Source organism: Ruegeria sp. BB5 (assembly GCF_056539405.1).
The window spans coordinates 1-22,189 of the sequence record NZ_JBQFUX010000006.1; the positions used below are offsets into that span (position 1 = coordinate 1).

14 protein-coding genes are annotated in these 22,189 nt (G+C 59.5%); 10 read left to right on the forward strand and 4 right to left on the reverse strand.

Annotated features, from left to right (window positions below; all coding sequences use genetic code 11):
- The 3 genes from ACR0DL_RS14205 to ACR0DL_RS14215 all read right to left on the reverse strand — a co-directional run.
- A partial coding sequence (locus ACR0DL_RS14205) for a polysaccharide biosynthesis/export family protein (protein WP_480689751.1) occupies positions 1 to 1,392 on the reverse strand: 1,392 nt, incomplete at its 3' end.
- Positions 1,382 to 2,035 (reverse strand): YjbF family lipoprotein, encoded by a 654-nt coding sequence (locus ACR0DL_RS14210; protein ID WP_170352133.1) that lies wholly within the window; start codon positions 2,033 to 2,035, stop codon positions 1,382 to 1,384. The genes ACR0DL_RS14210 and ACR0DL_RS14205, both read right to left, overlap by 11 nt.
- Positions 2,032 to 3,996 carry a YjbH domain-containing protein gene (locus tag ACR0DL_RS14215; protein ID WP_480689957.1) on the reverse strand — a complete coding sequence of 655 codons (1,965 nt, stop codon included), beginning with the start codon at positions 3,994 to 3,996 and terminating at the stop codon, positions 2,032 to 2,034. Before ACR0DL_RS14215 ends, ACR0DL_RS14210 begins: the two co-directional genes overlap by 4 nt.
- Before the next feature lie 464 nt (positions 3,997 to 4,460).
- Here ACR0DL_RS14215 and ACR0DL_RS14220 point away from each other — a divergent pair, with 464 nt between their 5' ends.
- The 8 genes from ACR0DL_RS14220 (at position 4,461) to ACR0DL_RS14255 (ending at position 15,579) form a co-directional block, all read left to right on the forward strand.
- Complete coding sequence (locus ACR0DL_RS14220) at positions 4,461 to 4,736, forward strand: hypothetical protein (protein WP_480663455.1); 276 nt, start codon at positions 4,461 to 4,463, stop codon at positions 4,734 to 4,736.
- 350 nt (positions 4,737 to 5,086) lie between these two features.
- Positions 5,087 to 6,076 carry a BMP family protein gene (locus ACR0DL_RS14225; RefSeq protein ID WP_170379376.1) on the forward strand — a complete coding sequence of 330 codons (990 nt, stop codon included), beginning with the start codon at positions 5,087 to 5,089 and terminating at the stop codon, positions 6,074 to 6,076.
- 39 nt (positions 6,077 to 6,115) lie between these two features.
- On the forward strand, positions 6,116 to 7,633 hold the full coding sequence (locus ACR0DL_RS14230; RefSeq protein ID WP_480689753.1) for an ABC transporter ATP-binding protein: 1,518 nt from the start codon (positions 6,116 to 6,118) through the stop codon (positions 7,631 to 7,633).
- A complete protein-coding gene (locus ACR0DL_RS14235; protein WP_480689755.1) occupies positions 7,630 to 8,703 on the forward strand; it encodes an ABC transporter permease in 1,074 nt (357 codons plus the stop codon). Before ACR0DL_RS14230 ends, ACR0DL_RS14235 begins: the two co-directional genes overlap by 4 nt.
- On the forward strand, positions 8,703 to 9,644 hold the full coding sequence (locus ACR0DL_RS14240) for an ABC transporter permease (RefSeq protein ID WP_170379394.1): 942 nt from the start codon (positions 8,703 to 8,705) through the stop codon (positions 9,642 to 9,644). The genes ACR0DL_RS14235 and ACR0DL_RS14240 overlap by 1 nt, the downstream gene beginning before the upstream one ends.
- Positions 9,645 to 9,652: 8 nt before the next feature.
- Positions 9,653 to 10,939, forward strand: coding sequence for an amidohydrolase family protein (locus tag ACR0DL_RS14245; protein ID WP_480689757.1), 1,287 nt, complete (start codon positions 9,653 to 9,655; stop codon positions 10,937 to 10,939).
- Positions 10,940 to 11,135: 196 nt separating this feature from the next.
- A complete protein-coding gene (locus ACR0DL_RS14250) occupies positions 11,136 to 14,399 on the forward strand; it encodes an adenylate/guanylate cyclase domain-containing protein (protein ID WP_480689759.1) in 3,264 nt (1,087 codons plus the stop codon).
- A 16-nt stretch (positions 14,400 to 14,415) separates the two neighbouring features.
- Positions 14,416 to 15,579 (forward strand): hypothetical protein, encoded by a 1,164-nt coding sequence (locus ACR0DL_RS14255; protein ID WP_170413138.1) that lies wholly within the window; start codon positions 14,416 to 14,418, stop codon positions 15,577 to 15,579.
- Here ACR0DL_RS14255 and ACR0DL_RS14260 read toward each other — a convergent pair.
- Complete coding sequence (locus tag ACR0DL_RS14260) at positions 15,576 to 19,166, reverse strand: flavoprotein (protein WP_480689762.1); 3,591 nt, start codon at positions 19,164 to 19,166, stop codon at positions 15,576 to 15,578. The two genes, ACR0DL_RS14255 and ACR0DL_RS14260, sit on opposite strands and share 4 nt — an antisense overlap.
- Positions 19,167 to 19,567: 401 nt before the next feature.
- Between ACR0DL_RS14260 and ACR0DL_RS14265 the strand changes: the two genes are divergently transcribed.
- Together ACR0DL_RS14265 and amaB are read left to right on the forward strand one after the other, a co-directional pair.
- Entirely contained in the window at positions 19,568 to 20,674 is a 1,107-nt protein-coding gene (locus ACR0DL_RS14265) for a saccharopine dehydrogenase family protein (protein ID WP_170361843.1), read from the forward strand.
- Between the two features lie 3 nt (positions 20,675 to 20,677).
- Positions 20,678 to 22,189 carry an L-piperidine-6-carboxylate dehydrogenase gene (amaB, locus tag ACR0DL_RS14270; RefSeq protein ID WP_170413133.1) on the forward strand — a complete coding sequence of 504 codons (1,512 nt, stop codon included), beginning with the start codon at positions 20,678 to 20,680 and terminating at the stop codon, positions 22,187 to 22,189.

A 22,189-nucleotide genomic window follows, 5' to 3' on the forward strand; every position in this document is an offset into this window, starting at 1 on the left:
CGTCGTGACAAGGGATGGGGTGATCTGGCTGATGGTGCGGCCCCATTTTGTGACAGGGTTTTCCGCGATGAAAATGATGTCGTTTGAGCGCAGCTGGAATTGCGCGGCCAGGGTCAGCTGTGCGGCGTTGCGGATATCAAGGTGCCAGGCGGTGACGGCGCCGAACTCGCGGGCGTCGGTTGCGGCGCGCAGCACATAAACCTCCGATGCGTCGCCGGTTTCCTTGGCGATGCCGCCGCCGGTGTCGAACAGCGCATCGGCCAGGGTGGCCGCGTGGTTGAACGGCAGGGCATAGCGGCCCTGGGTGCGGACCTCGCCGGACAGGTAGACGTAATCGCGATCAACCGCGTCCAGTTCGATGGACTGAACAAAGTTGTTGCGGCGCTCATCCAGATCGGCGCGGCGCAGATTGACGGCCACGTTCAGCTCTTGCAGGGCGGTCTGGCGGCCTTCCAGCACGGTCTCGCGCAGGGCGATCTGCTGGGCAAAGAAGCGCTCGGCCCGGTCCAGATCATAGTCGGTATCGACAAAGACCGAGTCATCAGCGATCAGCTTGAGGTTCTGCAAGGCGGTGCGCGCATACAGATCTTCCAGCGGGATCTGATACATCTGCCCGTCGCGGTAGATGCGCACCGAGGAATTGTCGATATCGCTGACCGAGACCGACCCGGCGGCCGACAGCGCCTCGCCCAGGGTCAGTTGGGTCAGGGTGATGGGCTGGATGCCGGGCTGGCCGACGGCGCCGCCGACCGAGACGCGGCGGGAATTGAACTCGGCAATTTCCAGGCTGAAGGTGGGGTCGATCTGGTTTTCCACCAGACGCTGGAACAGCAGCGCCTCGGCCTCATCCACGGTCAGGCCGACCAGCCGCACGCGGCCGACATCGGGGATGTTGATCGAGCCGTCATCCTGCACGGTATAGCCGTTGCGGCTGTTCTGCGCGGCCAGCAGGCCCGACAGCTCTCCGGCGGTGCCTTGGGTGGATGGCGTGGACAGCACCAGCACGTCGCCGATGCCAATGGTGTAGGGGCCGGGGTTCACTTGCGGTGGCGGGTCCAGCTGCAGCCCGGCGCGTGATCCGTCCTGGGTCGAGGGCGCCTCGGGCAGGGGGCCGGTGCCGCGCAAGCTGGTGGAGGAGCCCGATCCGGCCGACAGGCCAAACACCGAAGGCAGGGTTTTGGGCGCATAAGGCGAGCGGTTGGCCACCAGCACGGTCTCGGGCGTGACCGGCACAACGCGGACCTTGCCGGCATCCGACACGCCTGCGGTCACCGAGGGGCTGCGGTAGATGGTTGAACATCCGGCGATCAGGCCGCTCAGGGCCAGCGCACTGAGGAGAAGGGGGAAATGGCGCACGCGCAGTCCTTTGCTGTTCAAAATCTCAACTCTCATCGGGCACCACCTTTATGACCATGTTGCCCAGGAAATCGCCGGTCCATTGCGAGGACTGGACGATGCGGCCGGTGCTGTCCTGCACCCAGTAAATGTTGCTGAAGGTCTCGGCCACCCCATAGCAATCCTCTTGCCGCTTTTGCGCGGCAACGGGCGTGCCCTGCAACACCACCGGGTCAGACCCCAACGGGGTGATCCGGCAGCGATAGGCGTGCAGCTCGATCTCGTCATTGCCGTTGAGAAAGCTGTGGAACCGCTCGGCCCGGCCCGAGCCGCCGCTCAGGATCAGCGCCGCGCTCTGGCTGACATCCGATCCGGCCAGACCGCCGCCGAACCCCTTGGCCGAGGTCAGCAACCCCTGATCCAGCGTGATGGTGGCGCCATCCGCACTCAGCCAGGTCTGTACCCCGGCGCGCTCGGTCTCAAGCAACATGACCCCGGCCAGATCGCGGGCGGGAAAGCCGACTTCAAGCCGCGGCGGGATCGGGCGGCGCGCGGCCAGCGCCTGCGCGCGCGGATGGAACCGGGGCGCATTGGGAAACAGCGCCCCCTTCAGCAGATCGACATCTTCCTGCGCGTCGCCGCAGGAGATCAGCATCAGGGCCAGCAGGGCCAGCAGGGCAGGGCGGCGCAGGGCTGTCATCGCCAGAACCTCCCCCAGCCGCGCGACAGGTCCTGCGCGCGGGCCTCGCGGGTGACGCCATAGAGCCGGTTGCGCACATGCAGTCGCGCGCCGCCATCGCGCAGAACGGGGCGGATGGTCTGAGCGATCTTGTTGCGCGACGGACGCCCGGTCAGCCATGAGACCGGGATTTCCAGCCGGATACCCTTGTCGAACGAGCCTTCGCCGAACTCTTCCGAGCTGACATTGGTCAGGGTAAAGAAGGCACCAACCTTGAAGCCGTTGTTGAACTCGCGATCCAGCGTGAAGGTGGCGCCATAATCGCCCGCCAGGTAGCGCCCGACATCGACCTGCGCGTGATACTCGCCCGGCAGATCGTAATAGGCCGAGACATGCCCGGTGGCGACGGAATAATCCTGAAAGCCGAACAGCACGTCGAAATCGCGTTGCACCGCATAATTGGCCTCGGCCCCCAACGCCAGGCGGCTGTTGGTGGGATACCACAGCAGTTCCGCCGACAGCCCGCCGAACATGGTCTCGAGATAGCCCAGCGTGGTGCGGGCATAAAGGTTCGTGCCCGGCCGCCACAGGTACTCGCCGGTCATATGTTCGATCCGCAGGTTGGATTCGCGGGCATAGATCGCCCAGTCTGAGCGCACATGCGGCAGCGGCGAATCCGAGACCCGGGTGCTGTCATCCAGCGTGCTGAGGATCGGCAGCCGCAGCCCGGTCGACAGGGTGAAGCCCGGCGAAAGTGTGTAATCCAGCCCCAGCGCGGCGCCCACCTCGTATCGCAGCGGGTCGTCGGGGTCGAAGAAGGAAAAGTTCAGATACGGCCCGAACCGATAGGAAAAATGCGGGTAAGCATCGCTGAGGATACCGCCCTGCACCAGCGGCAGCGTGTCCGACACCTCGGCCCGGGCAAAGCTGCGCCAGGCATTGTCGGGGTCGTGTTCCAGCTCATACAGGTCGTCGCGATTGACCCGCACCGCGCTCAGCGGCACGCCGTTCGACATCAGCGCGATGTCGAAATGCTCGGTTTGCGGTGGTTCTTCATTGGCCATCACACGGGCGGTGCGCCCCAACGCCTGGGCGGCCTGACCATAGGTGGTGTTCTCGACCCCGACCTGAACCGTATCGCCGGTCTCCGACAGATAGACCAGCCGCAACCCTTCCTGCGCCAGCGCGGCCTGCATCCGGGACCGGATGTCGCCGGTCGCGCGGTCCGCTGTTGCGGCAGCGGTCTGCGATCTGGGCTGCAACGGCGGTGGCGCGGCACCTTGTCCGCCCGGCGCCACCGATTTGCGCGGGTCGACGAAATAGCTCAGCGTCAGCCCCAGCGTGGAGCCATAAAGAAAAGATGTGGTCAGCTGCGTGCCATTGTCGAACCGGTACTGGACCCCGACATTGATCGGGGATCTGACCCGGAAACTGTCGTTGACCGCTTCCTGGCTGTACAGATCGGGGGAATACTCGGCCAGAAAGGTCAGCCGGTCATTATATTGCCAGCTGGCGCCCCCAAACAGCGCCGCATCGCCACGGAACCAGTTGCCGAATTCCAGCTCACCGCCCTGACCGTTCGAATTTGGCGGCGGCCGGGTGTCGAACCGGCTGCCAAACACACCCAGCGGGTTCGAAAACGCGCCCCGCCCCGCCATGCGGCCCCAGCCGATGCCACCGGTCAGCTTGAGCCGGTCCTGAAAGGTCTTGGTGGCCACAAAATACTCGGCGGCATAAACACCGGTACCGCCAAAATCGCGTAGCCCCATCACGATGGCCGGGCTGTGCCGGCTTTCCTCGCGCAACCGGAAATGGATGTCAAAGCTGCGGTCATACCGGGTGGTGTCGGGCCCATCCAGCCTGTCGATCACCGCATAACGAAAGCTGCCATGCACCCAGGGCAGCATCTGGAACGTCATCGTCCCCCGCCCGCTATTGCGCAACCCCGCAGCGGTGAAAACCAGCGCCCCGTCATCGAACATCTCGGCGGTTGGGATCTCAAGCAGGCCGGGCGTACCATAGGTCGAAACAGACTGCGCCTGACCCACGCCCGCCGCACCCGCACATACCAACGCCAACAGGCTTCTCAACCTCAAAGACACCGCTCGAATCTTCACGTCAATCTATCGCTTTTTCGATCGGCGTCTCACTAACAACTTTCAATACAAACGTCCCGAAACAATCCGCCAAAAAAAATATCCACAAAACACCATGTGGCAATTCTGCAATTGAAGAGTTAACGGCAGTGTGGCCGGGCCGGATAGCGTTGCAGGCCACCCTTGAATTTAAGGAAACGCGCCTAGGGGTTCTGCGGGCGCGATCTGTGGCAAGCCTCTGAAAAAGCAAATTTTATCTGCACGTTTATAGAATTTTTTTCAGCAATGACATTCTCACCTCCGAACGGTTGTGATAGCGTCCGGCCAAGACTTGTTTTAGGAGATTCATGATGATCAGAGCGACCGTGTTGGTTCTGGCCCTTTCAACCACAAGCGCCTTTGGGCAGGACGCGACCGACGGGACGACCCCGGAGCCTGTCGATCCTACTCGTGTAGCCCCATTGGACGATGCGGCGGCTGCAGCTGCGGCTGAAGGTGTGACTGGTTTTGTACCTCTTGTCGCGCCCGCACTTGGCGTGGCTGCGGCCGCAGTAGGTGTGGCTGCTTCGGGCGGCGGTGGCGGCGGGTCGTCAAACAGCACCACAAGCACAGTGGGCACCAACTGATCCGCTGTTCAAACAAACGAATAGTAGTGCGCCAATACGGCGCGCTGTCACCGGGAAAACCACTGCGGCAGTCTTTAGTTTTTAGATTGGTGTAATGTGTCGTGACACCGGAATTATCCTTTAGACACCTGCTTACAAACTTTTACGCCAGACACACGTAAAACGTGTGTCGTGCCGCTTTACCCTATGGCACCAAAACATGAGCTTTGGGCCTAAGCGCTTGACCATACCCCAACCTTAGAAACACGGCCGAAACTGTCTGAGATACAGTCATGTTCCCATGGGACATGGATGAAAAAATTGACTGAACAGTAAAAAAATGCTGCCATCCTGCCAGACAGGAGAGTGTTATGACAAAAACAATATTTTCAAGAAGAGTACTGCTGGCCGCTGTGGCGGCTGCCTCAACCCTATTCTCCGCCGGTCTGGCGGCAGCGGAAACCGTCAAGGTCGCGGCGATTTATACCTTGCCGGTGGAACAGCAATGGATCAGCCGCATACACAAGGCCCTAAACACCGCAGCCGAGCGTGGTGACATCGAATACGTGTTCTCGGAAAATGTGGCGAACACAGATTATGAACGTGTGATGCGCGAATATGCCGAACAGGGTGCACAGCTGGTTGTGGGCGAGGTGTTTGGCCTGGAGCGTGCGGCGCGCAAGGTGGCTAAGGACTATCCTGATACCGCCTTTTTGATGGGGTCATCTTTTGGGCCAGTAGCGCCCAATTTTTCGGTCTTCGACAACTGGATTCACGAACCGTCTTACCTGACTGGCATGGTGGCAGGGGCTGCCACGGAATCGAACGTGATCGGCATGGTCGGTGGATATGCCATCCCCGAGGTAAACCGCCTGATGAACGCCTTCATGGATGGCGCGCGCGAAGTGAACCCAGATGTCACATTCCTCGTGACCTTCATCGACAGCTGGTACGATCCGCCTAAGGCCAAGGAAAGCGCCATCGCGATGATGGATGCGGGGGCGGATATCATGTACGCAGAACGCTTTGGTGTCTCGGATGCGGCGGTTGAGCGTGGTGTAAAGGCCGTAGGCAACGTCATCGACACGTCGGGCGACTACCCCGGCACGATCATGGCCTCAGCCCTGTGGCATATGGAGCCGACCATCGACAAGGCCATCGCCAATGTTGCGGGCGGCTCTTTCGAGGCTGCGGATTATGGCCAGTACAGCTTTATGGGTTATGGCGGCGGGTCAATGGTTCTGGATGAAGAGCTAGTTCCGGCCGAGGTTCTTGAGGCGGTGAATGCCCGTCAGGCCGAGATTCTGGACGGTCTGTTCCGGGTGAATGTCAACGATGACCGCCCGGTCTCGGATAACTGATACTGCTCGGGCCGGTTCAGCAACTGGCCCGTGTTTCCAATGACAGACTCCACGGTTCTGAAACTCAACGGGCTGAGCAAACGCTTTGGTCCCGTCGTCGCCAATGACGATGTCAGCCTGATCCTGAACAAGGGCGAGGTTCTGGCATTGCTGGGCGAGAACGGCGCGGGCAAGACCACGCTGATGAATATGTTATTCGGGCATTATTTGCCCGATTCAGGGTCTATCGACGTCGCTGACGAGGCGGGTGTTCTGCAGCCCTTGCCATTGGGTCACCCGCAGGTGGCGCTGGCCGCAGGCGTGGGCATGGTGCATCAGCATTTCACGCTGGCCGAGAATATCTCGGCCCTAGATAATATCACATTGGGCTCAGAACCCCTGCTTGCACTGCGCCGCAACCGGCAGGAGGCCCGAGAAAAGATTCAGGCCATTATAGATCGAAGTGGCCTGACCGCGCCGCTGGATACGCCCGTGGGACGATTGTCGGTGGGTGAACGGCAGCGGGTGGAAATCCTGAAAGCCCTGTATCGGCAGGCGCGAATTTTGGTACTGGACGAACCCACCGCCGTGCTGACCCCGCAAGAGGCCGACACATTGTTCGAAAACATCCGGATGATGACGGATGAGGGGCTATCGGTCATTTTCATCAGCCACAAGCTGCGCGAGGTTCTGGCCTTTTCTGATCGGATCGCGGTGCTGCGCCACGGACGCAAAGTTGGTGAGATGGCTACATCCGAAGCGGATGAGAAATCTATCGCCCGAATGATGGTCGGGGCGGATACGCCGGAACTTGCCGGGGGCACCATGGCGCCGGGCGTTCCGGTACTCAGCCTGTCCGGCGTGTCAGTCGCTGGCCGGTCCAAGCGCGATACGCTCAGTGCTGTGGACCTAACCGTGCATGCGCACGAAATCCTCGGGATCGCTGGGGTTTCGGGCAACGGACAAAGCGGCTTGGCAAATGTGATCTCGGGTCTCGTTCAGCCCGAACAGGGTCTAATAAAGGTGGATGGAGTTGAAATTGGCACGCTCAACCCCGCGGCGATGATACGGGCGGGCGTGGGGCGCATCCCCGAAGATCGCCACCACGAAGGCATCGTTGGCGCGATGAGCGTGGCTGAAAACATGGTGATCGAGCGATTGGGTGACAGCGACGTGCAATCGCGCGGCCTGCTGCGACGTGAGGCGATCGAAGAGAACGCCGCCCGCCTTGCAAAGGCTTATGACGTGCGTGGGCCGGGTGTCGAAGCCCAGGCGCGGTTGCTGTCGGGTGGCAATATACAAAAGCTTATTCTGGCGCGGGTATTTGATCGGGCACCGCGTTTGATCCTGGCCAATCAACCGACGCGTGGTCTGGACATGGGGGCTGCTGCCGAGGTCGGACGCCGCCTGCTTGAGGCGCGCGAGCGTGGGGCCGGAGTGGTTCTGATCTCAGAAGATCTTGATGAAATTCTGGGTTTGGCCGACCGCATCGTGGTGATCCGCGATGGTGAATTGCACGAGGCCCCCGGCCGCGACCGCGAACAGATCGGGCTGATGATGGCAGGAGAACCGGCATGATCCGCATAGAACCGCGCCAGACTCAGTCGCGAGCCTTTACCCTGGGTGTTCCAATCCTGTCCGCCATAATTGCACTGGGGTTTGCCGCCATTCCATTGCTGGCCGCGGGGGCGAACCCTATTCTGGCGTATCAAGAGATGTTTCGCGGCGTATTTGGTTCTGTTTTCGCATTTTCCGAGGTGCTGACGCGCGCCACGCCACTGATCTTTACCGGTCTGGCCGCCGCTTTGGCGTTCCGCGCCAAGCTGTGGAATATCGGGGCCGAAGGGCAGCTGTATCTGGGCGCGATGGCGGCTGTGGCGATTGGGTCGGGGGTGCTGGATGTCCATGGTATCTTGTTATTACCGCTGATCGTCGTGCTGGGTGCTGCAGCGGGTGCGGCGGGGATGGTTGCCCCGACCTATCTGAAAATCCGTTTTGGCGCGGATGAGGTGGTGACTACGTTGCTGTTGAATTTCATCATTCTGATCTTTGTGCAGATGATGCTGGAAGGGCCCCTACAGGACCCAATGAGCCTGGGATGGCCGCAATCCGCCCCTATCCTGGATCAGGGTATGTTGCCGCCTTTGATCGAGCGGATGCGGGTGCATTCAGGGTTGATTGTGGCTCTGATACTGGCCGGATTGGCGCAATTCATGCTGGCCCGATCGGTTTGGGGATTCCGTTTGCGGGCGGTGGGGGAAAACGCTGCTGCTGCGCGCCATGCCGGGATCAACGTAAACCGCTCGCTGTTTGGCGTGGCCATCTTGTCTGGTGGCCTTGCGGGGCTGGCCGGGGTCAGCGAGGTCGCCGGGCTCAAGGGGTATCTGACCTCAGACCTGTCGCCGGGCTTTGGCTATACCGGCATCGTGGTCGCCATGCTGGCGGGGCTGTCACCTGTGGGCGTGGTGATCGCCGCGTTGTTCATCGCATCCGTGTTCGTGGGTGCCGACAGTATGAGCCGCGCAATGGGCGTGTCGTCCTTTCTGGCCGATCTGGTGGTGTCGGTTTCGTTGCTTTGCGTGTTGGTTGGTGGGTTCTTTGCCCGCTACCGGATCGTTCGGGCCAGCACGTCAGGGGTCACGTCATGATGGATATCCTTAATATCCTGCTCTCCGAAAGCTTCTGGGCCGCGTCCTTGCGCATCGCCACGCCGCTGATCTTTGGCGTTTTAGGCGCGCTGATCTGCGAGCGGGCGGGTGTGCTGAACCTCGGGATCGAGGGGATATTTGTCGTCGGTGCCATGTGCGGCTGGATGGCCGTTTGGCTGGGCGCGGGGCTGTGGGGCGGCGTGCTGGTCGCGGCGCTGGCCGGGGCCTTTTTTGGTCTATTGCACGCGATCCTAACGGTGCCTCTGGGTCTGTCGCAACATGTCTCAGGTCTGGGGATCACTCTGTTTGCAACTTCCGTCAGCTATTACTCCTATCGCACCGCATTGCCGAACGTGTCGTCACCGCCGCGGATCGAGCCATTTCAGCCACTGGATTTGCCCGTACTGTCAGATCTACCCTTTTTAGGGACTGTTTTGTTCCAGCAAACCGCACTGACATGGCTGGCTCTGCTCATGGTGGCGGTGGTCTGGTATGTGATGAACCGCACCGCCCTGGGCGTGGCCATTCAGGCGGTTGGAGACAACCCGGACAGTGTCGATGCACAGGGCTTATCGGTTTACGGGCTGCGGATCGGGGCCATTGTCGCGGGCTCGGCCTTGATGGCTTTGGGCGGGGCTTTCCTCACGATGAGCGCCTTTGATGCCTTCTTCTTCGGCATGGTCAACGGGCGCGGCTGGGTTTGCATCGCGCTGGTAATCTTTGCCAGTTGGCGGCCTGGAAAGGCGCTGTTGGGCGCGTTGTTGTTCGGGGCCTTTGATGCGTTGCAGGTGCGGCTGCAAACCGAGATCGGCGCGCTGGTGCCAGGTCAGGTATTCCTGATGGCCCCTTATATCCTCTCGATCATCGCCCTTGTGGTTGCGGCGCGGTCGGCGGATTATCCGCGTGCACTGCTCACCCCCTGGTTCAAGGGCCAACGATAGGAAACGTCATGTTCGATCTGATCGTCAAGAATGCCACCCTGACCGATGGCCAGACTGGCATTGATATTGCCTGCGTGGATGGCAAGATCGCCGCGATTGAATCCGGGATCACAGCCGAAGCTGGCGAAGTAATCGATGCGGGCGGCCAATTGGTTTCTCCCCCTTTTGTTGACCCGCATTTTCATATGGATGCGACTCTATCGCTGGGTAATCCGCGCATGAATGTCTCGGGCACATTGCTGGAAGGTATCGCGCTGTGGGGAGAGCTGAAGCCGATCCAAACGGTCGAGGACATCATCGCACGTGCAATGCGGTATTGCGAGTTGGCCGTGGCCAAGGGGATTGGCGCGATCCGCAGCCATGTAGATACCTGCGATGATGAGCTGAAGGGTGTTGAAGCCCTGCTGCAAGTGCGCGAGCAGGTGAAGGACTACCTGGATCTGCAACTGGTTGCCTTTCCGCAGGACGGTGTTTTGCGCGACCCGACCGCGATGCAGAACACGATCCGCGCACTGGACATGGGTGTGGATGTGGTGGGCGGTATTCCGCATTTCGAACGCTCCATGGCGGATGGGGCCGACTCTGTACGTCAACTTTGCGAAATCGCGGCCCAACGTGGCTTGATGGTCGACATGCATTGTGACGAAAGCGATGACCCGCAAAGCCGCCATATCGAGACGTTGGCCTATGAAACCCAACGATTGGGTCTAAACGGACGGGTGGCGGGGTCGCATCTGACCTCGATGCATTCGATGGACAACTACTATGTCTCAAAGCTGATTCCGCTGATGGTCGAGGCCGAAGTACATGCAATCCCGAACCCGTTGATCAACATTATGCTTCAGGGCCGCCACGACACGTATCCCAAACGCCGCGGCCAGACCCGCGTGCGCGAATTACGCGATGCGGGGATCACCGTGGGGTTCGGATCGGATTGCATGATGGACCCGTGGTATTCGCTGGGTAAGGCCGACATGTTGGACGTGGCCTTTATGGGGCTGCATGTGGGGCAACTCTCAAGCCGGGCTGATATGGCATGGTGTTTTGATGCGGTGACCGAAAACTCGGCCCGGATCATGGGGTTGCAGGGGTACGGCGTGGCCAAGGGTTGCGACGCGAATTTCGTTCTGCTGCAGGCCAGCGACAAGATCGAGGCGATCCGCCTGCGCGCCCATCGTCTGACCGTGGTGCGCAAAGGCCGGGTTATCGCCCGGTCGAATCCGGTGATCCATGATCTGAACTTGCCCAGCGGGCAGACATCTCTGGATGAGGCACGCGTGCCATTCACAAGCTGAAATCTGACAAGGCCCAACGGTGTTACAGGTTTGAACGCGGCAAATCTCGATAAGCTCATCCTGAATCTCTGCGGTCAGATGCTCCTGTTTCGTGCATATGGGCGTACATAAACATTAAATTCGTTAACCATTGCAGACTCAGACGGGTCTGCTGTGCTAGGTCTGTGACTGAAGTTGGGGGCTTCAGAGGGGCGACATGTCTCAGGACCTTAGGGACTGGCTAAGCGCACTTGGACTATCTGACTATGCGCAAGCCTTTTTGGATAACAAAATTGATTTCGCAATTTTGCCCGATCTGACGGGCGAAGACCTGATCGAAATCGGAGTGACCGCTGTCGGAGATCGCCGCAGGCTGCTGCGCGCGATTGCTGAGCTTGAGACTGTCGAAACCGTTCAACCCTATGAGCCCGAAACCCCGCTGGAGCCCGCCAGGCGGCAAGTCACAGTCATGTTCGCCGACCTAACCGGCTTTACCCGCCTGACCAGCGAGTTGGACGCCGAGGACATGCATGAACTGCTGAACGCGTTTTTTGCCAAGGTGGATCATGTGGTCGAAAAATTCGGTGGTCGGATCGACAAGCATATCGGGGACGCGGTGATGGCGGTGTTTGGAGCGCCGATATCGCACACGAACGATACCGAGCGGGCCGCCCGGGCGGCGCTGGAAATCCATGCAGTGCTGCCCGCTTTGAACCCGCCTCTGTCGTGTCACATCGGCATCGCGTCGGGTCAGGTGATCGCCAGCACAACCGGCAGTCAGGCCCATACAGAATACACGGTGACGGGCGACGGCGTTAATCTGGCGTCGCGCATCACCGATATGGCGACGCCGGGTGATACTTTGGTGTCCCATGACATTCAGCGCGCGTTAGGGCCGCTTTTTGTCGGCGAGTCGCTGGGTGAAAGGCCGATCAAGGGGCTGAACGAACCGGTCGAACTGTGGCGTCTGGATCGAATGGCGCGCAACATCCGGTCACGCCGGCACCGATTTGTCGGTCGCGAGCGCGAGATGTCGCTGTTCTCGGCCACGTTCGACCGCTGTCAGCAGCACGGCAAAGGTGAGGTGCATATCGTTCTGGGTGAGCCGGGCATCGGCAAAACCCATCTGTCCGAGCAGGTGGCCGAGATGGCCGCAGGCCTCAAATACTCGATCCACAACGGCGTGGTCATGGATTTCGGCGCGCGTGAGGGGCATTCGGCCATCCAATCCGTTGCCCGCAGCATTCTGGGGTTGCAACCCACGGACGACGCTGCCACAGGCGCTGCAATGGCGCAGGATGCGGTGACCAAGGGCTGGGTGTCGCCGTCTAACGTGGCACATCTGAACGCGCTTTTGGAACTGGAGCAGGACCCTGGCCTGGCCGAAGTTTATGCTGTGATGGATAACGCCACCCGCCAACGCGGAAGGCGGCAAGTGATCGACGAGCTGATCGCGGCACGCAGTCGTGAAGCGCCGATGCTCATCCAGATCGAGGATATCCACTGGGCCGCCCCCGAAATTCTGACCGCCTGCGCCCATATTGCCGCGACCACGCGCGATTTGCCTTGTGTACTGTTGATGACCAGCCGGGTCGAGGGCGATCCGATCAACCGTGAATGGCAAATGGGCACCGAAGGCGCGCTGATCTCGAAGCTGGAACTGGCGCCGATGGGGGATGAGCAGGCCCGACAGTTGGTTCAGGAGTTCACCGGCGTGGACCCCGAACTGCTGGATGCCTGCGTAAAGCGCGCGGGGGGCAACCCGCTGTTTCTGGAACAGCTCTTGCGCAATATCGATGTGCTGAAACGCGAATCCGTGCCGGGCAGCATTCAGGGCATCGTGCAATCGCGGCTGGATGCGCTGGACCGGCGCAGTCGGGCGGCGATTCAGGCGGCCTCGGTGTTGGGTCAGAGGTTCTCGCCCGAGGTGCTGAACTATGTCTTGGGTGAAGGGCATCTGGACACTTCGACCCTGATCCGGTCCGCCCTGATCCGTGAGGCAGGAACCGATCTGATGTTTGCCCACGCGCTGATCCGCGACGGGTCTTATGCGACGCTGGTGAAATCCGAACGCGCGCGGCTGCATCGTCAGGCCGCGAAATGGTTCGAGGATCGCGATGCCACCCTGCGGGCGCAACATCTGGATCGGGCAGGTGCCACCAATGCGGCACAAGCGTATCTGGAAGCTGCCGAGAAATTGATTCAGGCGTTCCAGTTTGATGATGCCAGCCCGCTGATCGAACGGGCCTTGGAATTGCCCGCGCCATCCGGGGTACGGTTCGATCTGTTTTGCGCGCGCGGTGAAACCCACCGTTTGCAGGGCTTGTCGGATGACGCCTTGCGCGAATTCAAAGAAGCCGCCGATCTGGCTGAAACGGATGAACAGACCGCCCGCGCCCATATCGGGTTGGCGCAGGCCGCACGGCAGGCCAGTTTGTACAAAGACGCATTGCAAAGCCTGGGTACGGCCGAGATGGCTGCAGAGCGGTGTGGATCGGAACGCGATATTGCCCAGATCAACTATGTCCGTGGCAATGTGTATTTCCCTCTGGGTCGGGTCGAGGATGCCCTGCAAAGCAATGAAAAGGCTCTAACACTGGCCAGAAAGCTGGAATCGGCGCGGCTTGAGGTCGGTGCGCTCAGCGGTTTCGGCGATGCGAATTTCATGAACGCGACCATGCAGACCGCCACGGGGTTCTATACGCAGGCGGTGGAACGGGCACGAGAAAAGGGGTTGGTGCGTGATCTGGCAGCGAACCTGCACAACCTCAGCGTGGCGCGCAGCTATACCGGCGATGTGGCGCAGGGCAAGCTGGATGCACAAGAGGCCATCGAGGTGTCCCAGAAGTATTTTGCCTTTGTTCCAGAATGCGTGGCCCAGACCTGCCTTGGCGTTGCGCATACGTTTTTGGGTGAGCTGGATCGGGCGCTGGAGACCTTCGCAGTTTCGGCCGAAATTGCCAACCGCGTAGGCGCAAAGCGGCTTGAGGCGCAGGCATTGGAGCATCTGGCCCGCACACAGGTTTACGCCGGGCAGATAGACGATGCTCGGGAAACCGGTCAGCGGGCTGTCGATATTGCGCTCGAACATGGTCGGAATTTCGTGGGGCCCAAGGCGTTGTCGGCGCTGGCCATGGCGGAAACAGACCCTAAACAGCAAGATCAGCACCTGAAACTGGGCGCCCAGATCATTGCCGAAGGTTGCGTCGGTCACAGCCACCTGCATTTTTATCCCGATGCCAGCGCCGTCATGCTGGCACGACAGGAATGGGACCGGGCGACTGAATATGCGGACGCATTGGCAAAATTCACCGCCGAGGAACCCCTGCCAATGGTCGACCTGTCGATACAGCACACCAGGGTTCTGGCCGCGTGCGGGGGCTGGGGCATTCCCATGTCAGCACATGAAGATTTCGAAGCGCTGGGCGCGCGCTTTTCCGAGATGGGCATCACGCAATCTCTGGTCGGGCGGTTGAATTGAGCGGGCGAGGGGCTGAATGAGCATCGAAAAGAAGGTTTGGTTGATTTCCGGTGCCCTGACGCTTGCTCTGGCCGTCGTGCTGTTCAAACTTTTGGTCGCGCTGAACCATTTTGAGGGCGACCCGACGCAATTGCCAGATGAGGCCTCAGTCGATGAGTATCTGCAAAAGCTGGACAATTTGCCCGACTATCGGGTCAAAACCGGCATCTTCATCAAATCCTTCAGCTTTACCGGCGCCAGCGACGTGCGCGTGAGCGGCTACGTCTGGCAACATTTCGAAGACGGCGTACATGACGCGATCAAGCCAACCGAAAAAGAGATCGGGTTCATCCTGCCCGAGGCCGTCGATGCCGCGAATGGCGTAATCGAAGAGGCCTATAGGATGGATCAGGACGGCGTGACCCTGATTGGCTGGTATTTTGAACAGACCCTGCGGCAGAGCTTTGACTACACCAGCTATCCGTTCGACCATAAAACCGTCTGGGTCCGGTTTTGGCCCGGTGAGTTTGATGTAAATGTGGCTCTAATTCCTGACTTTTCGTCTTATCCCGCCACCGGGCCGGATGATATTTTTGGCATAGATCCTCGCATCGTCATGGGCACGTGGGAGCGTGAGAACACCTATTTCGACTATCGCTTGTCCGATCTGGATACAACGCTGGGAATTGGCGAAAACGAGTTCCAGACCAACCTGCCGGAACTGCATTATAACTTCGTCATCAAGCGCAATTTCGGGAACGCTTTCATTGTCCACATGATTCCGTTGATCGTGGTGACGATGCTGCTGTTCGGTGCGGTAATGACGGTGACCCGCCGCCCCGATTTGGTCGAACGGCATGATTTCAGTACCTCCAGCGTGATCGGCACATGCTCGGTCTTGTTTTTCGTGATCCTGCTGGCCCATGTACAGCTGCGTGAAGGCTTTGCCGGATCGCCGGTGATCTACATGGAGTCGTTCTTTTTCCTGATGTATTTCCTGTTGCTGGCGGTTTCCGTAAACACCTACTTGTTTGCATCCGAGGCTGCGCCGTCCCTGCGGCTTATCCATTACAAGGACAACCTGTACCCAAAGGCCGCTTTCTGGCCTTTTGTCCTTCTGTGCATGGTGGCGATCACGGGCTACAACCTCAACCTCAAGGCCGGACCCGAGGTTGAGGCCGTGATCGAAACCCACAATTAGGCTGTCGGTTGAAACCCCGGTTTTGGCGTACCGGTGGCCATATCCAGCGTGTATTCCGCCACGATCCCGGATGTGCCTTGTTCCCATTCATCCAGATACTTGGTGGGATGCGCGATCACATAGGTATAGGCGGGTTTTTTGACGCCGTTGATCAACACGTTGATCCGCTTGCGAACATAGACATTCTCGGGCGAGTTGGGGCCGTGATAGCCTTCAAGCTTGTCCAGCTCTTTCATCCCGGTGGATGAGACGCGATAGACCTCGCCCCGCACCGCTTTGCCACGGCCTTTCTGGTCGACCAGCGTGGCCATCCGGTGCAAAAACCCACAGTTCGGATTATCGCAGAACGGCTCGTGGGGCACGATCAGGGGCATGCGTTGCCGGGTGATCGCCTCGCCCACAAAATCATCCAGCACCTCGGCATGGGCATCGTGATTGGGAAAGCCTTTCTTCAACGATCCGTAGGTGAAGTAGAGATGGGTCTTTTCACGGTCTTCTATCAGATCGTCTTCGTCCTCATCCTCAAGTTCAGTCAGAGTGTGAGTATTGGCCCAATCGTCCAGCATTGCCTGGATTTCGTCCGAGACTTTGGCGTCTCTGGCGTTTTTGGGATTCTGCAGGAACTGGATGCACGAACTGGCGTCGATCCCATCAGCTGCCAGCAGGATTTTCACCATCTCGACCGAGTTGTTCATTACCGCCACATGCAGGCTGGTAAAGCCGTGGTCGTTGCTGGCGTTGACGTTGATGCCACGGTCGATCAGCGCCTGTGCCGCCTCAAGGTCGGGCTTGCCCAGATCCATCCCGCTCTCGTTCATCTCGCCTTCGCCGCCTGCCGCGTAGTGCAACAGGGTGTCACCGTTGCTGTCATCAACGATATCAATTCCAGCCATACCGTTGTCGATGGCCTGAAATACACGGCCCCATTGCGCGAACTCATCCGAGGCGGCGGCCTCTTGCGCCCATTTGCAGATGTTGTGTTCCTGATCGGCCAGTTCCTCGAAGGCCTCGTCCAGAACCTCCATGATCTGATCCGGGGTGGCCATCATACCGATGCCCATCATGCCGTTAGACAGCCGCCCCTTGCGCGGCCCGACCAGATCAATACCCAGATCGCGCAGTTTTTCGACATTGTTCTGGGTGGTGACGTTGTTCCACATATTGGTGTTGCAAGCGGGGCAGAGGATCACCGGTTTGTTCCGGTATTGCCACGCCACAAAGACCGAGGTCAGCAGGTTGTCGGCAATTCCGTTGGCGATCTTGCCCATTGTGTTGCAGGTCACCGGCGCCACGATCACGCAATCGGCCCAGTCACACAGCGCCAGATGCGAGGCGCGCAGGGGCATTCCAAACTCGATATAGCGAAAGTTCCACTCGTCATCGTCGCGGTAATAGTCGTTATGGGTGATGCATCGTTCGATCCGTTCGGCACCGAAATCGCGAAAGAACCTCTCGGCCGAGACCGAGGGGATCAGTTTCACGTTGTGCCCGGCCTGTGTGATCCGTTCCACCAGTTCCGGCACCTTGTCGGCTGCCGATGATCCGCAGGCGCACAGCAATACGTTGCGCTTTTCGGTCGGCGCATCGGTCAACCCGCCCTTGGGATAACCAAAGATGTTCTTGTCCAGGCTGGGGGATTCATGGCGCAGCAGAACCGGTAGACCGGCTTTGTGTACCCGTTCCTGCAACCGACCTTTCAGGATCATATCGACAATGTCCGACCGCCTGCCCAGGCATTCGCTCTGGAAAAACAGGTAAGGCGGTTTTTCCTTACCGGTCAGCACATTCAGTTGCCGCCGGATCTTCATCACATTGGCCCCGTGGCCTTCAATGTCGATCAGCTTGATGCTGGTGATGCCGATATTGGACAGGATACTACGCAGCATATAGGACCACGGGTCCTCATCGGCGTAAAACAGCACAAGCGGGTTGGTCGCGACAATGCGGGCCACGTCGGTGGGGTCTTCTGGGGGGTCGTGTTCCTCGATCACCAGCATCGCTGGGTTTTTCAAATCACGCAGGCCGCGGAAGATATGCCCGCGCGGGGCCTGCCACACCTGCGAGGTCGCAGGGCTCATATCCACCACGGTCACCAGATCGGTATCCTCGTCATAGGCGATGCAGAGGCACCAGAACTCCTCAAGCAAGGCCGTTTCACGATAGACGTTCTCGGGCGGACGGATGACTTCAAACCCCAGCACGCGGTTAAAGTCGATGTTGATCATCAGGTGCCGATCATCATCGCTGTTGAGCAAGCGCAAATGATCTTGGAACCATTTCTCGGGTGTTATCTCCTCGGGATTAGGTCGCAAGGCATAGCTGTGGAACGTGCTGCCCAGATGCACATCGGGCGATTGGCTCAGGTACCGCTGCGCAAGGCTGTGCATTTCCTTGGCGGTGGACACACGGCTCAAGGCTTCGGTGTAATCGGTTTGCGTGGCAATCAGCAGCTTGTCTTCATCGACCTGCTCATCCCCAAGGATCGCAAGGCTTTCGGCCAGCACCCCCAGCGAGTTCATATTCGGGCTGGCCCGCCGGAACAGGTTGCGGCGTTTCTTGGGGTCTTTGGCCAGATACAATGTGCTGTCCACATAGTTGCAGTCCTGCTGCAGGGTCTGCAGGTTGGTCTTTACAGCCTCACGCGCTGAGAACCGCAGGATGCCCCGTGATCGCATCGAGGTTCCGTCGCGATCCGACATTCCGGCCCACAGCCGGTCGATGGTGGTGACCCACAGCTTGCCGTATTTCTCGGGGTGGACGTCCATCATATGCACCAGCCCGGTGCTGGGATTGCACTTGGCGATGATGGCAAAGTGGCCCCCCGGCATGGTCGGTTTGCCATGGGCGACACCGACCTGAAAATTTGCCACCAGGATGTCGTTGTCCCCACCCAGGCGGTTGGATTCGTCGATCGCCTTCAGCAAAATTTCGACCGAGGTCGTGGCCTCGTCCATGAAATAGGCCTGAACCTGCACCTTGTCGCGCAGGCCCTGGGTGTGGATGAAGGTGCAGGCGACGTCGTAAAGCTCACCCAGTGAAATACCGTCATTGACCACGAAAGACGTGGGCAGGGCACATTCGCGAAAGATATCGTTGACCTCGCAACTGAACCCCAGCGCCGACATGCTCAGCGCCGCTGCCGTAACGCTGCAGCAATTGATGGGTTGCTGAAAGTTCTGCAAATGCACGCTGACCAGATCACCGAACAGGGTGTCATAGCAGGCTTCGCGGATGTCCGTCGGAATTTCCAGCCAGTGATTGCTGGACAAATAAGCCAACTTGGTGCCGGGCGTGGCCAAAGCTTCGAGGCTGACGGGAATATCAAAGATTTCAAGATGTTCCTCGTAGAAATAGTCGCCCGCGTCGGCCTTTGCCAGAACCGTCTCGTCCTGTCGCAGATGCACCTCGCCCCCCAGCACCACATACATGCCCCGCGATGGCAGGATCGTATCCTCAGCCACTTCGAAACACTCAAAATGCGATTGGATTACGGTTGGATCATCGGCGGGCAGAACTTCTTGTATCAGCGCCCAGTCGGATTCGGTTGGATGATAGGAAATAGTGTTTTCAATCGGGTCTTTAGGCACGTCTGTTCCCCCCTGAACTAAAGCCGTGAATGTCGTCAAAGAACCAGTGCTGCGTCTTGTGGCATGTGTCAGGCGTCTTATGGTCAAACAGAAATAAAGGACCGGCCCGACGGTTAATCTGCACTGGCCGGGCCAACAGAATGCGCACGTTCAGCGCGAACAAATGGGCCCAATTGCGCGTACCGTATCGCATTTGGACACAAAAATCACCGATGTTGTTGATTTGACTATACGAGTTCGGATTGTAGCTTTTGTCGCCCGCTTCCTGTCAGCCATGGTTTTGACATTATGTCGAAATTACCGTCGTAATGACGTAACTTTCCGCGTTTTCGTCAAGAATACCCCTGCGGATCGAACAGCCCACCCCTCATACTTTTCCTAAACGAAAGAGGAGGCGCGTTTTGAGCTGGAACATTTGTGTCATAGGGGCAGGTAAGATCGGTCAGATGATCGCCAGCCTGCTGCAAGCATCGTCGAATTACTCGGTCACCGTTGCCGACCGCGATCTGGCGGCGTTATCGGTGCTTAATAAACAGGGGATTGCGACCCGGCAGATCGATGTGGGGGATGAGGCACAACTGACCCAAGGACTGTCTGGGTTTGATGCCGTGATCTCAGCTGCTCCGTTCTTTTTGACGCCGAAGATTGCCAAGGCGGCCAAGACCGCCGGGGCACACTACTTTGACCTGACCGAAGACGTTGCAGCCACCAATGCGGTGCGCGAATTGGCCGAAGACAGCGATACCGCCTTTATGCCGCAATGCGGTCTGGCTCCGGGCTTCGTTGGCATTGCTGGCGCGTCGCTGGCGGCCGAATTTGATGAGCTGGACAGCCTGCACATGCGGGTTGGGGCTTTGCCGCTCTATCCGACCAACGCAATGAAATACAATCTGACCTGGTCGACCGACGGGCTGATCAACGAGTACTGCAACCCCTGCGATGCCATCGTGAATGGCGAGCGCGTGAAAACCGCGCCGCTGGAAGATTACGAAGTGCTGGGCCATGACGGGGTGGAATACGAATGCTTCAACACCTCCGGCGGGTTGGGCACGCTGCCCGAAACGCTTGAGGGTAAGGCGCGGGCGGTATCCTATCGCTCGATCCGCTATCCCGGCCATTGCGATATCCTGAAGCTGCTGCTCAAGGATCTGGGGCTGGAGCGCCGCCGCGACCTGCTGAAGGACATCTTCGAGACCGCGCTGCCGCGCACCGATCAGGATGTGGTGCTGGTCTATTGCACTGCCAAGGGCCTGATTGACGGTGCGCTGCGCGAGAAATCCCTGATCAACAAAAGCTTTGCCCGCACCCTCAACGGACAGGTCTGGAGCGCCATTCAGGTCACCACCGCCGCAGGCGTTCTGGGCGTGGTCGACCTGATGCGCACCGGGGGACTGCCCGCAAAAGGATTTATCCGGCAGGAACAGGTGAACCTGTCCGATTTCCTCAACACTGAATTTGGCCGACTCTATCGCGCCGGCGACGTAACTGAACAGAACAAGGCGGCCTGAGATATGAAAGACATCGTGATGACTGCGCAAACCACCCTGGCAAATCTGGACCTGACCGAGGCCGAACTGACCGGCGGCACGCTCAAAGTGACCTCGCCGATTGACGGTAGCCTGCTGGCCGAGGTGCATGAGACCCCAGCTTCCGACATGGAGGCCATCCTTGCCCGTTCGAAAATGGCCTTCAAGGCATGGCGCACCGTGCCCGCGCCGCGCCGGGGCGAGTTGATCCGTCTGCTGGGCGAGGAATTGCGCGCCGCCAAGGACGATCTGGGCGCGCTGGTCAGCTGGGAGGCCGGCAAGATCACCTCGGAAGGTCTGGGCGAAGTGCAGGAGATGATCGACATCTGCGATTTTGCCGTTGGTCTGTCGCGCCAGCTATACGGTCTGACCATTGCCTCGGAACGGCCCGGCCACCGGATGATGGAGACATGGCACCCGGCGGGTCCGGTGGGCGTAATCTCGGCCTTCAACTTCCCCGTCGCAGTCTGGTCGTGGAACGCAGCGCTTGCGCTGGTGTGTGGCGATCCGGTGATCTGGAAGCCGTCCGAGAAGTCCCCGCTGACGGCAATGGCCTGTCAGAAAATCTTTGAACGTGCACTGGCCCGGTTCGGCGACGCGCCCGAAGGCTTGTTGCAAACCCTGATCGGCGGCGCCGCGCTGGGCGAGGCGCTGGTGGCCAGCGAGGATGTGCCGGTGATCTCGGCCACGGGTTCAACCCGTATGGGCCGCGCAGTGGCCCCCATCGTGGCGCAGCGGTTTGGCAAGTGCATTCTGGAACTGGGCGGCAACAACGCAATGATTGTCGGTCCGTCGGCTGACTTGGAAATGGCAGTGCGGGCGATTGTCTTTTCGGCTGTGGGCACCGCGGGTCAGCGTTGTACCACTCTGCGCCGTCTGATTGTGCATAGCTCGATCCGTGAAGAATTGGTGAGCCGTTTGAAAAAGGCCTATGCTGGTTTGCCCATTGGCAACCCGCTGGCTGAGGGCACCTTGATTGGCCCGCTGATCGACGAAGCCTCGGGTGCGGCCATGACCGCAGCCCTGAAAGCGGCTGAGGCCGAAGGCGGCACCGTATTCGGCGGCAACCGTGTGACCGAAGGCGTGCCTGCCGGGGTCTATATGGCACCCGCCATCGTCGAAATGCCCGGCCAAAGCGATGTGGTGAAGACCGAAACCTTTGCTCCGATCCTCTATGTCATGGGTTATGACGATTTTGACGATGCGATCGAGATTCAGAATGACGTACCGCAAGGTCTGTCGTCGTGCGTGTTCACCCTGAACATGCGTGAGGCCGAGCAGTTTTTGACCGCAGCCGGGTCGGATTGCGGAATTGCCAACGTAAATATCGGACCTTCGGGTGCCGAGATCGGTGGCGCATTTGGCGGCGAGAAGGAAACCGGTGGCGGGCGCGAAAGCGGCTCGGACGCCTGGAAGGCTTATATGCGGCGTCAGACCAATACGGTGAACTACTCAGCCGAACTGCCGCTGGCCCAAGGCGTCAAGTTCGACATCTGA

Coding starts and splice junctions, on each gene's coding strand:
- ACR0DL_RS14210 (WP_170352133.1), bottom strand. CDS start 2,035: ATGACAGCCCTGCGCCGCCCTGCCCTGCTGGCCCTGCTGGCCCTGATG.
- ACR0DL_RS14215 (WP_480689957.1), bottom strand. CDS start 3,996: ATGTTCGATGACGGGGCGCTGGTTTTCACCGCTGCGGGGTTGCGCAAT.
- ACR0DL_RS14220 (WP_480663455.1), top strand. CDS start 4,461: ATGATCAGAGCGACCGTGTTGGTTCTGGCCCTTTCAACCACAAGCGCC.
- ACR0DL_RS14225 (WP_170379376.1), top strand. CDS start 5,087: ATGACAAAAACAATATTTTCAAGAAGAGTACTGCTGGCCGCTGTGGCG.
- ACR0DL_RS14230 (WP_480689753.1), top strand. CDS start 6,116: ATGACAGACTCCACGGTTCTGAAACTCAACGGGCTGAGCAAACGCTTT.
- ACR0DL_RS14235 (WP_480689755.1), top strand. CDS start 7,630: ATGATCCGCATAGAACCGCGCCAGACTCAGTCGCGAGCCTTTACCCTG.
- ACR0DL_RS14240 (WP_170379394.1), top strand. CDS start 8,703: ATGGATATCCTTAATATCCTGCTCTCCGAAAGCTTCTGGGCCGCGTCC.
- ACR0DL_RS14245 (WP_480689757.1), top strand. CDS start 9,653: ATGTTCGATCTGATCGTCAAGAATGCCACCCTGACCGATGGCCAGACT.
- ACR0DL_RS14250 (WP_480689759.1), top strand. CDS start 11,136: ATGTCTCAGGACCTTAGGGACTGGCTAAGCGCACTTGGACTATCTGAC.
- ACR0DL_RS14255 (WP_170413138.1), top strand. CDS start 14,416: ATGAGCATCGAAAAGAAGGTTTGGTTGATTTCCGGTGCCCTGACGCTT.
- amaB (WP_170413133.1), top strand. CDS start 20,678: ATGAAAGACATCGTGATGACTGCGCAAACCACCCTGGCAAATCTGGAC.